This window comes from Polaromonas sp., from assembly GCF_039932935.1.
Lineage (GTDB): Bacteria > Pseudomonadota > Gammaproteobacteria > Burkholderiales > Burkholderiaceae_C > Polaromonas.
Genome location: NZ_JBDTPB010000095.1, coordinates 1 through 12,923 on the forward strand (window position 1 = coordinate 1; position 12,923 = coordinate 12,923).

At 62.9% G+C, this 12,923-nt stretch carries 7 protein-coding genes; 4 read left to right on the forward strand and 3 right to left on the reverse strand.

Annotated elements, in window-relative coordinates:
- Window positions 1–131: 131 nt before the first annotated feature.
- Genes ABI546_RS16195 through ABI546_RS16210 form a run of 4 tightly spaced genes read left to right on the forward strand, consistent with a single transcriptional unit; the run spans window position 132 to window position 10,210 of the window.
- Entirely contained in the window at window positions 132–1,829 is a 1,698-nt protein-coding gene (locus ABI546_RS16195) for a ShlB/FhaC/HecB family hemolysin secretion/activation protein (RefSeq protein WP_348048125.1), read from the forward strand.
- Window position 1,830: 1 nt separating this feature from the next.
- Window positions 1,831–2,373 carry a toxin-activating lysine-acyltransferase gene (locus ABI546_RS16200; protein ID WP_348048085.1) on the forward strand — a complete coding sequence of 181 codons (543 nt, stop codon included), beginning with the start codon at window positions 1,831–1,833 and terminating at the stop codon, window positions 2,371–2,373.
- A gap of 17 nt (window positions 2,374–2,390) precedes the next feature.
- Window positions 2,391–9,716, forward strand: coding sequence for a DUF637 domain-containing protein (locus tag ABI546_RS16205; RefSeq protein WP_348048087.1), 7,326 nt, complete (start codon window positions 2,391–2,393; stop codon window positions 9,714–9,716).
- On the forward strand, window positions 9,713–10,210 hold the full coding sequence (locus ABI546_RS16210) for a hypothetical protein (protein WP_348048089.1): 498 nt from the start codon (window positions 9,713–9,715) through the stop codon (window positions 10,208–10,210). Before ABI546_RS16205 ends, ABI546_RS16210 begins: the two co-directional genes overlap by 4 nt.
- Before the next feature lie 365 nt (window positions 10,211–10,575).
- Here ABI546_RS16210 and lipA read toward each other — a convergent pair whose 3' ends face one another.
- From lipA to ABI546_RS16225, 3 genes are all read right to left on the reverse strand, one after another.
- Window positions 10,576–11,604 carry a lipoyl synthase gene (lipA, locus tag ABI546_RS16215; RefSeq protein ID WP_348048091.1) on the reverse strand — a complete coding sequence of 343 codons (1,029 nt, stop codon included), beginning with the start codon at window positions 11,602–11,604 and terminating at the stop codon, window positions 10,576–10,578.
- Window positions 11,605–11,708: 104 nt separating this feature from the next.
- The gene (lipB, locus tag ABI546_RS16220) at window positions 11,709–12,413 is read right to left on the reverse strand and encodes a lipoyl(octanoyl) transferase LipB (RefSeq protein ID WP_348048093.1); all 705 of its coding nucleotides are present in this window, start codon (window positions 12,411–12,413) and stop codon (window positions 11,709–11,711) included.
- Between the two features lie 188 nt (window positions 12,414–12,601).
- Window positions 12,602–12,919 carry a DUF493 family protein gene (locus tag ABI546_RS16225; RefSeq protein ID WP_348048095.1) on the reverse strand — a complete coding sequence of 106 codons (318 nt, stop codon included), beginning with the start codon at window positions 12,917–12,919 and terminating at the stop codon, window positions 12,602–12,604.
- Between the last annotated feature and the right edge of the window lie 4 nt (window positions 12,920–12,923).

Here is a 12,923-nt window from a genome sequence, read left to right on the forward strand (position 1 = left end):
AATCAGGGAGAGCGTGATTGGCCAAGCCACACGATGACTTGGGTGTATCACTCGGGATGGTGCCAGCGCGCACCCAAAAATCGGTCAAAACAGTAACAAGCGGCTTACATAAGCTCTGCTTCGGCGTGGCCGTGGCTTTGCTGGCCGCCCATGTGCTGGCGCAGCCGGCGCCTCAAAGCAGCGCCGAACAAGAGCAGCGCCGGGCCCAGGAGCGCGAACGCCTGCTGCGCGAGCAACAGGAAAAAGCGCCCGATGTGCGCGGCTCCCAAACGCCCGCCGCCGAAAACCCCCAACTGCCCACGGCAGAGTCGCCTTGCTTTGCCATCCAGACACTGCAGCTGCGCGCCGTCGCCGGGGAGCCGCCCGCGCTGGCGTCGCAGTTCGCCTGGGCGCTGGCTGCCGCAGCCGGCCCGGACGCCAGCGACGCGCCCACCGGTCGCTGCCTGGGCGCGGGCGGCGTCGCCATCGTGATCAAGCGCCTGCAAAACGCTGTCATCGCCCGCGGCTATGTCACCACGCGCATCCTGGCCGAGCCGCAAAACCTCAGCAGCGGCGTGCTCGCCCTCACGGTGATTCCGGGCCGCATCCGCGCCATCCGGTTTTCGGAAGGCAGCGATGCACGCGGCAACGCCTGGACAGCGCTGCCTACCAAGCCCGGCGACATCCTGAACCTGCGCGACATCGAGCAAGCCCTGGAAAACTTCAAGCGCGTACCCACCGCCGAAGCCGACATCCAGATCGAAGAGGCCAAAGGCGCCGACAGCCGGCCCGGCCAGAGCGACCTGGTCATCAGCTACAAGCAGGCCCTCCCGTTTCGCGCTTCGTTCTTTGCCGACGACAGCGGCTCCAAGGCCACGGGCAAATACCAGGGCGGCGTCACGCTGTCGTATGACAACTGGCTCACGCTGAACGACTTGTTTTATGTGTCGCTCAACCGCGACCTGGGCGGCGGTGAAGCCGGCGGCCGCGGAACGCGCGGCACCACCGTGCATTACTCCCTGCCGTTAGGCTACTGGACACTGGGCGCCACCGTCAGCGACAGCAACTACTACCAGACGGTGGCCGGCCTCAACCAGGACTATGTCTACCGGGGCACCAACAGCAACGCTGAAGTCAAACTCTCGCGCCTTGTTTACCGTGACGCCAGCCGCAAGAGCACCGTCAGTCTCAAGGCCTTTCAGCGCCGCTCCAACAACTTCATCGACGACACCGAAGTCGAAGTGCAGCGCCGCGTGGTCGGCGGCTGGGAGCTTGCAGCCGGCCACAAGGAATTCATCGGCCAGGCCACGCTTGAGGGCAACCTGGCCTACAAGCGCGGCACCGGCGCCTTTGGCTCGCTGCCCGCGCCGGAAGAGGCGTTTGGCGAAGGCACCTCCAGCTTTGCTGTAGTCAATGTGGATGCCAACCTCAATGTGCCCTTCAAGCTGGCAGAGAAAAGCGTTCGTTACAGCGCCAGCTGGCGCCTGCAGCACGACCGCACACCGCTCACGCCGCAAGACCGCTTCGCCATTGGCGGGCGCTACACCGTGCGCGGCTTCGATGGCGAATCGTCGCTGAGCGCAGAGCGTGGCTGGCTGCTGCGCAACGAACTCGGCTTCGCGCTGGGCGATACAGGCCAGGAGTTGTATGTCGGCCTGGACCACGGCGAAGTCGCAGGCCCAAGCAGCGAGCTGCAGGTCGGCAAGCGGCTCACGGGCGCCGTGATCGGCCTGCGCGGCAGCTTCAAAAAGCTGCAGTACGACTTCTTCATCGGCGCCCCCGTCAAAAAGCCGGAGTTCTTTCGCACCGCCAACAGCGTGGCGGGCTTCAGCATCAGCGTGAGCTTCTAGCATGCAGATGGGTAACCTCCAGATCACCGCGCCCGCCCTGGGCGCCCCCGGCTACAACGAGGCTGCCGTGTTCGGCTCGGTCACCTGGCTGTGGATGCACGTTGCCGACCACCAAGACCTGCCGCTCAAGGCTCTGACGCTGCTGCTGCTGCCGCCCCTTAAAAATCGGCAGTACGTGCTGGCCAGCGCACCTGACGGCAACGGCGACGACATCCGTCCGGTGGCCTATGCTGCCTGGGCCAACCTGAGCGCCGAGGCCGAAAGCCGCTACCTTGCCAACCCCGCCGTGGGCCTGCGCCCTGACGACTGGGCCAGCGGCGACCGCATGTGGCTCATCGACTGGTTCACGCCCTTCGGCCATGCGCCTGCCTTCCGGCGCGCTGTCGGCCAGTTGCTGGCCGACAGCTGTGCGCGCGCCCTTTACCACCGCGGCAACGAGCGCGGCATGCGCGTGCTGACCTTCCGTGGCGACCGTGTTTCTGAAGCGCAATCCCGCCAGTGGTGGCAGGCCCGCCCCATGCTCGCATCCCCTTCGTTTTCCTGATTGACCGAGACCGTACCGTGAACAAAAACCTGCACCGCATCATCTTCAATCACAAGCGCGGCCAGCTCATGGCCGTGGGGGAAACCGCCAGCGCCAACGGCAAGGCCGCCGGCGGGCAGACCGCGAGTCCAGCCGCCCCAGCCGGCGCGTCTGGTGGGGGTGCGGCATGGCATCCGCTGCGTCATGCCCTCGTGCTGGCCATGGGGGCCTTGCTGTCGGTGCAGCCGGCCTTCCATGCGGCCCAGGCCCAGGTCATTGCGGACCCCTCCGCCCCCGGCAACCAGCGCCCCACCGTGCTGCCCGCGGCCAATGGCGTCACGCAGGTCAACATCCAGACCCCATCGGCTGCCGGTGTTTCGCGCAATACCTACATCCAATTCGACGTGCCGCAGCAGGGCGTTATTCTCAACAACAGCCGCACCACTGCGCCGACGCAACTGGGCGGCTTTGTGCAGGGCAACCCTTGGCTGGCCGGCGGTGGTGCGCGTGTCATCCTCAATGAGGTCAATTCCAGCAACCCCAGCCAACTGCGCGGCTTTGTCGAAGTGGCCGGCCAGCGCGCCGAAGTCATCATCGCCAACCCGGCCGGCATCAACGTCAACGGCGGCGGCTTCATCAACGCCAGCGGCGTGACGCTTACCACCGGTGCGCCAGTGGTAAACAGCGGCAACCTCGAGGCTTTCCGCGTGCAGGGCGGCGTGGTCAACATCAGCGGTAGCGGGCTGGACACCGCCGGCGCCGACTACACCAGCATCCTGGCGCGGGCGGTGCAGGTCAATGCCGGCATCTGGGCCAAGGACCTGCGCGTCGTCACCGGTGCCAACCAGGTCAGCGCTGACCTGTCCAGCGCCACCCCGATTGCCGGCACCGGGCCGGCGCCCTCGTTTGCGCTGGACGTGGCCCAGCTGGGCGGCATGTACGCCGGCAAGATCTTCATCATCGGCACCGAGACCGGCCTGGGCACCCGCAACGCCGGCGCCATTGGCGCGGGGGCGGGCGATATCGTGCTGCAAGCCAACGGCTGGCTGACCAACACCGGCAGCATCCAGGCCGCCGGCCAGTTGCAGGCCACTGCAGTAGGCGACATCAACAACAGCCACCTGATGGCTGCGGGCGGGAATACCACCCTGCAGGCCACCGGCGCCGGGGCGCAAATCGTCTCGTCGGCCAACGCGGTCATCGCCGCCGGCTTGAAAGCCGACGGTACGCTGGGCAGCAGCGGCGACCTCACCTTGGTGGCTACCGGCAACGCTGCCCTGAATGGCCAGACCCTGTCGGCAGGCAACGCCGCCATCAGCGCGGCGCAGCTTGACCTCACCGATGGCAAGCTCAGCGGCCAGGCCGTTTCGGTCACCAGCACTGCGGGCGGCATCGATGCGAGCCGCGCAAAAGTCAAGGCACAGGGCCTGCTCACGCTCACTACCGGCCAGACCTTGCGCACCGATGGCGCGGCCATCTCGGCCGGGCAGTTGCACCTCGGCGCGGCCGACCTCTCCAACGTCGGCGGCGAGATCGTGCAGCTCGGCACCGGCAATACCGTCATCACCGCCACCGGCGCCATGGACAACACCGGCGGCCGTATCGCCAGCAACGGCAACACCACCATCAGCGCCGGCAGCCTCAACAACCTGCGTGGCAACGTGCAGGCCGCGGGCACCGCCACGCTGGACCTCACCGTGGCCGGCATCCTGAACAACCAGACAGACAGCCTGCTCGTCGCGCCCAATGGCCAGATCAGCGCCGGGGGTAACGCCACCATCAGCGCGGGTACCCTGGCCAACCAGGGCGCCCTGCAGTCGGGCGCCACCCTCGCCCTTTCGGCGGCCGACATCACCAATGCCGTCGGCAGCAAGCTCACCGCCACCAACACCCGCATCACCGTCACCAACAGCCTTACCAACCGCGGCCTCATCGACGGCGTGGACACCCGCATCGACGCGCCCACCGTCAACAACATCGGCACCGGCCAAATCTATGGCGACACGCTGAGCATTGCCGCCACCACGCTCAACAACAGCGCCGAAACCATAGCCGGGGTCACCAAGGCGGCCGTGATTGCCGGGCGCGACCGCCTGGACATCGGCGCTGGCACGCTCAACAACGGCGTCGACGCGCTCATCTATAGCGGCGGCACTGGCGCCTCGGCGCTGAACATCGGCGGCAGCCTCGACGCCGCCCGGCAGGCCACCGGCAGCGCCCTGGCTGTCAACAATGCGGGCGGCACCATCGAATCCATGGGCGGGCTGACTATCAAGGCGGCCCAGATCAACAACACCAATCCCGACTTCGCCTACACCGTGCAAGTCGCGGCGGGTCCGCAGGTCAAGGAATACGTCACCGCGCAAGGCATCTACAGCTCAAACGATGTTGCGTGGGAGCTCGGCAGCATGACACCGGCCTCACACGGTGGCTACCTCTACGCGGGAGGTCAGGGTCGTTTCCTGCCAAAGGGCGCAGCCTATTCGGACGCTGTGTACGCGGCCTATTACAGCGGCCCCAGCCCTTATGTGGCGGAACATTCCATCGATACCAGCTCTGGCGACAATAGTTCGTCTATTTATGTGCCGCCAGCGTTCGGCTATCTGGCGGGCCACCCGGCCTGGGCGCTCTTCGGCGTCGCCTCGCCGGTCACGGCGCCTCCCGGGGCAAAACCCACGGGCACCACTGCAGGTAGTGGCGACAACCCAATTTATATTCCACCGACACCAGCGGAGCTGGCCGAGTGGGAAGCCGCCATTGCGCCCTGGGTCGCGCTGCAGGCGCGTGTCGAGGCCATGCGCACCAGCGTCAATGCGGTGGCGATCACTTTCGACGGTTTGCGCGATTACAACCAGTCGGTGCCCAGCGCCACCATCACCCGCAGCACCCCCGGCCGCTTCCTGAGCGCAGGCGCCATGACACTGAACGCGTCCAGCGCACTGCTCAACGACCAAAGCCAGATCATCGCCGGAGGGGTGCTCAACATCACCGGCCAGGCGCTTGAAAACCGCGGCCGCACGCCCGTTGTCGACGCTCAGCGCACTGGCCGCGCCTATGCCTGGAGCAACTACAACGAAGGCTGCGGCAGCATCAAGGGCTGCGACTACAACTACAACGCCTACCGCGACTCGGACTACAGCCAAACCGTGCCGCAAACCCTCAATCTCAACGTTTACCGCAGCGACACCATGATTGCGCCCGCCAGCCAGGGCGTCGGTAGCGGCTTGCAGCAGGCCGGCACCATCACGGCCGGCACTGCCGCGACTATTCCCGCGCCGCCGCTGATCACTCTGCCCGCCAGCAGCCTGTTTCGCACCAATCCCAACCCGGCCGCCGGCTACTTGATCGAAACCGACCCGCTGTTCACCAACCTGCGCCAGTGGCTCGGCAGCGACTACATGTTGGCCACCCTCAGCCTGGACCCCACGGTCACCCAGAAACGCCTGGGCGACGGCTTTTATGAACAGCGCCTGGTGCGCGAGCAGGTGGCCCAGCTCACCGGCCTGCGCTTTCTCGGAAACTTCACCAGCGACGAGCAGCAATACCGCGCCCTGATGGACGCCGGCATCACCTTTGCCCAACAGTTCCAGCTGCGCCCCGGCATCGCCTTGAGCGCGGCACAGGTTGCCCAGCTCACAAGCGACGTGCTCTGGCTGGTCGAGCGCGACGTCACCCTGCCCGACGGCAGCACCACCAAGGCCCTGGTGCCTACCGTGTATGTGCATACCCGCACCGGCGACCTCAATGGCCAAGGCGTGCTGCTGGCCGGCCGCGAAGTCAACATCAACCTCAGCGGCGACCTCACCAACAGTGGCACCGTGGCAGGCCGCACGGTCGTCAGCCTCACCGCCGAGAACGTGCACAACATCAACGGCCGCATCACCGGCAACACCGTTGCCGTGGCCGCCCGCACCGACATCAACAACATCGGCGGCACCATCGACGCCGCCAGCAGCTTGAGCGCCATTGCCGGGCGTGACATCAACATCGTCACCACCACCACCAGCGCCACCAACCGGACAGGCGGCATCGGCAGCGGCAATGTCACCGCAGTCAACGCCTCCAGCAACAACACCTTCAGCATGACCGGCATCGACCGCGTGGCCGGCCTTTACGTGACCGGAAACACAGCAGGCACCCCAGGCACCCTGGTCGCCAGCGCAGGCCGCGACCTCAACCTGATCGCCGGCGTCATCGGCAACAACAGCTCCAGCGGCAGCACCACGCTTGCCGCCGGCAACAACCTCAACCTGACCACCGTCACCACCGCCAACAGCAGCGACCAGCGCCGCGGCGACGACGACTTTGTGCGCGACAGCCAGACCAAGGAGATCGGCAGCCAGATCCAGACCGCAGGCAGCTTGAACCTGAGCGCAGGCAAAGACCTCAACGCCCGCGCCGCCAGCATGCAGGCCACAGGCGACCTCACCGTCACGGCCGGCAACGATGCCAACATCACCGCAGGCCGTGAAACCAACAGTTTCGGCTTTGGCCTGACCACCTCAGAGAGCGACCTCTTTAGCTCCAGCCGCACCAAAGAGCGCCGCACCAGCGACCAGGACAACGCCGTAAGCGCCAGCCTTGGCGGCAAAACCGTCACCATGCTGGCCGGAAACAACGCCGTGCTCGAAGGCACGCAGATCAAGGGCCAGGGCAATGTGCTCCTCTACGCCGGCAACCAGCTCATCGTTGCCGCGGCCCAAGACAGCCAGAGCCAAAGCAGCAGCTTCGAGAGCTATAAAAGCGGCCTGAGCTTGAGCGTTGGCGCCGTAGGCGCCCAGTTCGGCACCCAAGGCGGCGGCACCGCCACAGCGCAAAACAGCACCACCGCCCGCGGCGCGGAGATCACCAGCGCACAGGGCAATGCCAGCCTGATGGCCGGCGGCACTGCCGTCATCGAAGGTGCCCGGATCAGCGCCGAACAAGGCACAGCCAGTGTTCAAGGCGCCAACGTCCTGATCCAGGCCGCAGTCAACACCAGCAGCACCAGCACCACCCGAACCGAGCGCGGCGCCAAGATCGACGCCATCGGCTTTAGCAACCCCAGCGAAGGCATAGGGCGCAAGCTGACGGAAACAAGCGTACGGCAGCAAACCAGCCTGGCCCGCAGCACCCTGAGCGGCCAGAACGTCAACATCACCGCCACCCAGGGCGACCTGCACATCGCAGGCACCAGCGTCACCACACCCGGCACCTTGAGCCTGAGCGCAGCCGGCACCCTGCAGCTGGACGGCCAGCAAACAGAGACGGTCAGCACCCTGCAAAGCTTCGGCAAAGACCTGATGTACCAGAAGATGCGCGACCAGGGCAGCATCGAGCAGACCACCCAGTACAACCAGTTCAACGCCAACGCCGTTCAATTCAGCGCCCCCAAAATCACCGCCCAGATCGGCAGCAAAGACAGCGCCCAGCAGCTGGCCCAGCAGCCCGGCATGGAGTGGGTGGAGCAGTTGCTGAACGATCCGGCCCTGGCGGGTAAAGTTAATTGGACAACCCTTGAAGACGCCAGCAAAGGCTGGAACTACAAGAAGCAGGGCCTGACGCCAGAGGGCGCGGCGATCGTGACCATCGTGGTGGCCTTCTTCACTTATGGGGCGGCTGGTACAGCAGGCGGGGTTGCCGGCACGGCAGTAGGAGGCGGTACCACAGGCGCAGTCGTCGGCGGGGCGGTGACGGCTGGCATCAGTGCTCTGGCCGGCCAGGCGGCCGTGTCCCTGATCAACAACCAGGGCGATATTGGCAAGGTGCTGGAGGATCTGGGCTCCAGTGAAAGCATCAAGTCGCTGCTGACGGCCATGGTGACGGCGGGCGCACTGCAAGGCATGGGTTTGAACCCCAACGTACCCGGCGGCGACTTGGCCGGGAAAACCTTCAGCAGCCAACTCTGGCCCAACCTCAAAGCCGGGGTGGTCCGGTCATTGATCAGCACGGCCATCAATGGCGGCAGTTTGGAGGACAGTCTTAAAGCCAATCTGACGAGCGCCTTTATTGATACGGCGGCGGCGCAGGGGGCGGAGTGGATTGGAACAATGAGAGTTGAAGGCACCCTCAATGCCTTTACGCACAAGCTGGCGCATGCACTGGCGGGTTGCGCGGCGGGTGCTGCACGGGCAGGCAGCGAAGGCTGCGCGGCAGGGGCCATTGGTGCTGCGGTCGGCGAGATGGCGGCGGAGGCTTACGGCAAGCGAGCAGATACGGCGCAGTTCGGGGGAATGATCAGCGCTCTTGCAGCTGCGGTGGCTGGGGGCAACGCGGAGCAGATCAACCTGGCCAATCAGGCGGGAGTCAATGCGGCGGCGAATAACTGGCTCAAACATGCTGAGGAATTACAGCGCGATGCCTTGCGCGAGAAACAGCGCAATGGAAGCATCACTAGCCAGGAGCAAAAGGAGTTAGCAGGCTTAGAGGTTTTAGATCGTCTACGTAACCAGGCCCTTCTGGGGGCGTGTGTGAATTTGTCGGTGGAAGCCTGCTCGGCTCAACTTCAACAAGATCCAGCGGCCAAGCGGTACGGGTACGACAACATAGGCATCATTGCGCTGGGACGAATAATGTCCGATTTCAGAGAAAACGCTGGCAATGCGCTTTCACCTTTGGCAAAGGAACTGGAGAAGTTTCAGATCAAACCGCTGGTTGACCTCAAGGGCCAGATTACAGGTTGGGCGGTGGATGTCGGCAGTGCTGATTCGACAAGTTTACGCAGCATGCTGGGCGCGGGCGTGTATGTTGGCACGGAAATCCTTCTCCCGACCAACGCGGTTGAACTGTTGCCTTTAGCGGGCTACATTGGCTCCAAGATAGTTGTGCGCGGAGGAGAAAGAGTTCTGGTTGACGCCAGTGGCAAGGTAATAGGCGGTCTTGAGGCAAAGGGGGGTGTGGGCGTAGTTGCGGGAAATGGTGAAGGTCTATTTACGAACACTACGCGTATGCCGTACACGCCAACAAACCCGACACTTGGTCAAGCCTTTGACTTTTCATGTGTCGCAGCAAGTTGCAAGATGGCCGCTAATCTAACGAACACGCCAGAGGCGTACGTAAGAAGCGCGATACTCACGGACGGCAGCGGGACATCGCTCGCAAATATCCCGAGCGGTCTAAAAAATCTTGGCTTCACTGGCACTGCTGACTACTCAGCTGCGACCACGATTGAATCGATTTCCACTGCCACAAAAAATGGCGCATCAGTTATCGTCAACGTTAGGACTGAGGCGGGTGGCATTCACGCCATTGTTGTAGATTCAGTGAAGGGGGGCTGGGCAAATATTCGGGATCCTTGGCCGTTAGGTACAGGCTCAAGCTACTCGGTTCTTGTTGACTCCCTAGGGGCGGTTCTTACGGGCAAGGGTGTGGTTGTTCATCCTTGAGCGCACGACAAATATTTTCTGGAGATGGTATGCAAAGAAAATGCGATTTGTATTTTTATGATGCTGTTAAATCAGATCGACTTAAATTCATCGAACTGTTCGATAAGAACTTTGTCTTTGACAGCGAGAAGGTTTATGTCGGTTTCTTGCATGCCAGCGCAGATAGGGTTAAGTTGGTATCCGTGGTGTCAGACTTGAGACGCAACGGGATAGTATGTTTTAGTGTGCCGATCGCGTACAGAGAGCAGAAAACCATATCAATGGAGATTGCGTTTGATCTTGCTATTGAATATGCAAAAACCGTTGGAGCAACTGTGGCAGTCTCAATACGCCATCAAAGGATTCCGCCGGTGTTTTGGGCTTTTGATCTGGTACCTGAAAACAATGAGGAAGAAAAGTCGGGTGGAGTCGTCATGATTGATAGGCTAGACGGGCATGTCTGGACTTCATCAGAATATGAGGAATATTTGTACGACTACAACAACGTGCTGTAAGTGTGGTGAATTGCGCTGAAGTGACCAGAGGGTGTTGAATGCCATCGCAGTTTGACCCGGTTAGGCCAGTAATTTCCATCTAAACGTTACCCGCCCTAGCCGTATCTCGCTAGTGTTGAAAGCAGTGGGCCTCAGGCGTGTTGTCCACATCAAGAGAGCCTTCCGCTAGCAACGAGCATGGATCAAGGGTCTATGAAAAGATCGGGTCAGGCTTTGCTGAAATTCAACACTCTGCTTTCAACGCTGGCGAGGCACCACCCAGGCGGGGCGGATAAAGACTAGCTTGGCGTCAATCGGAAAAGGCGGGTTAGCTAATTTTCAAGCCATTGGCTTGCAAGGATTTTCCAGACATCTTTTGCTTAGTTCTATTGATTGACAGCCACGCCAGCTGCATGCGCTTGCTGGTCGGCGTGGTAGCTGCTGCGCACCATGGCGCCCACGGCGGCGTGGGTGAAGCCCATTTTGTAGGCTTCTTCTTCAAACATCTTGAAGGTGTCGGGGTGCACGTAGCGGCGCACCGGCAAGTGGCTGGTGGAGGGTGCGAGGTACTGGCCGATGGTCAGCATGTCGATGTTGTGCGCGCGCATGTCGCGCATGACTTGCAAAATTTCTTCGTCGGTCTCGCCGAGGCCGACCATGATGCCGCTCTTGGTTGGTACGTTGGGGTGCAGCGCCTTGAACTTCTTGAGCAGGTTGAGGCTGAACTGGTAGTCGCTGCCGGGGCGGGCTTCTTTATAAAGGCGCGGCGCAGTTTCGAGGTTGTGGTTCATCACGTCGGGCGGCGCGGCTTTCAAAATCTCGAGCGCACGGTCGTCGCGGCCGCGGAAGTCGGGCACGAGGATTTCAATCGTGGTGGCGGGCGAGAGCTCGCGGATTTTCTGGATGCATTCGACAAAATGGCCGCTGCCACCGTCGCGCAGGTCGTCGCGGTCCACGCTGGTGATCACCACGTATTTCAGCTTCAGCGCCGCGATAGTTTTTGCCAGGTTCAGCGGCTCGTTCACGTCCAGCGGGTCGGGCCGGCCGTGGCCCACATCGCAAAACGGGCAGCGGCGGGTGCACTTGTCGCCCATGATCATGAAAGTGGCCGTGCCCTTGCCGAAGCATTCGCCGATGTTGGGGCAGCTGGCTTCTTCGCACACCGTGTTGAGCTTGTTCTCACGCAGGATCTGCTTGATCTCGTAGAAACGCGTGGTGGGGCTGCCGGCTTTGACGCGGATCCACTCAGGCTTTTTGAGTATTTCGCCCTGCACCACCTTGACGGGGATGCGCGACAGCTTGGCTGCGGCCTTTTGTTTGGCCAGCGGGTTGTAGCCTTCCAGGGTCTGGACGTCGCGGACCACGGGGTTGGATGAGGGCGTTGCAGCCGCGTTGACGATCTCGGGTGTGCTCATGGGTCAATGCCGTTCGCCCTGAGCCTGTCGAAGGGCTGGAAAATCCGCTCATTGCCGGCTGAGGCCGGGGGCTTCGACAGGCTCAGCCCGAACGGAAAAAAAGATCAGGGTGCCAGATAAGCGGTGAGCTTCTGCCCCAACACGTCCGCAGCCTCCTGCCACGTGACGGACACGCCAATTGTACGAAGGTCTGTGGTTTTAAGCCCCACATACCCGCAGGGGTTGATGCGCGAGAAGGGTTCCAGGTCCATCGCGACATTCAGCGCCACCCCGTGGTAGGTGCAATGCCGGCTCACTTTGATGCCCAAAGCGGCGATTTTGCCCAGGCCGCGAAAAGGGTCGGCCGGGTGCATCGGGCCGGTCAGCGCCGCGTGGGAGGCGGGGTCGTCCAGCCGCACGTAAATGCCGGGTGAGCCGGCCACCCGGTGCCCGGTGACGCCGAAATGCGTGAGCGTCTTGATGACGGACTCTTCGATGCGGTAGACGTATTCCTTGACGTAATAGCCGGCGCGCTTCAAATCGATGAGCGGATAGGCCACCACCTGGCCGGGGCCGTGGTAAGTCACCTGGCCGCCGCGATTGGTTTGCACCACCGGGATGCTGCCAGGGTTCAGTACATGGTCGCTTTTGCCCGCCAGCCCCTGGGTATAGACTGGTGGGTGCTCACAAATCCATAGCTGGTCGCGCTCGTTCTGCGGGGGCTGCAGCCCATTTTCGTTTAAAAAACCGGGGTTGCGCGCCGCTGTGAAGGCCTGCATGGCCTCGTAGGTCGGGAGGTAGTCAACCCTGCCCATTTGCGTGACCATCATCATGAAGCCACGGCCGCCGCGCCGGGCCGCCCCAAGCAAGGCCAGCCCCCTCGGGGGGCAGCGACCCGCGCAGCGGTGGAGCGTGGGGGCACCATGTTTGCTTGCATGGCTTCATAAGTCGGCAAGTACTCGACCCGGCCCAGTGTGCGTGTTTCAGCCTGCATGTGCAGCGCTTCCCCGGGGTCCGTTTAGAGGACGACCTTGACCATCGGATGCGTCGACAGCGTACGGTAGAGCTCGTCGAGTTGCTCGCGGCTGGTGGCTGTGACGGTGATGGTCACGCCCAGGTATTTGCCGCCTTTGCTTTCTCGCAGCTCGATGGTGGAGGCGTCGAATTGAGGGTCGAACTGGTGCGCGACCGAGGTGATGGCCGCGACCAGGCCGTCGACCTTCTGGCCCATCACCTTGATGGGGAATTGCGACGGGTACTCAATCAGCGACTCCTGGCGCGACGGCTCTGTGCCGGGGGCACCGATGATTTTTGGGAGGTCGGGGGAAGTCGTCATGGCA

Bases quoted from the DNA above. Each gene is read 5' to 3' on its own strand.
- ABI546_RS16200 (WP_348048085.1), top strand. From the start codon at position 1,831: ATGCAGATGGGTAACCTCCAGATCACCGCGCCCGCCCTGGGCGCCCCC.
- lipA (WP_348048091.1), bottom strand. From the start codon at position 11,604: ATGAGCACACCCGAGATCGTCAACGCGGCTGCAACGCCCTCATCCAAC.
- lipB (WP_348048093.1), bottom strand. From the start codon at position 12,413: ATGATGGTCACGCAAATGGGCAGGGTTGACTACCTCCCGACCTACGAG.
- ABI546_RS16225 (WP_348048095.1), bottom strand. From the start codon at position 12,919: ATGACGACTTCCCCCGACCTCCCAAAAATCATCGGTGCCCCCGGCACA.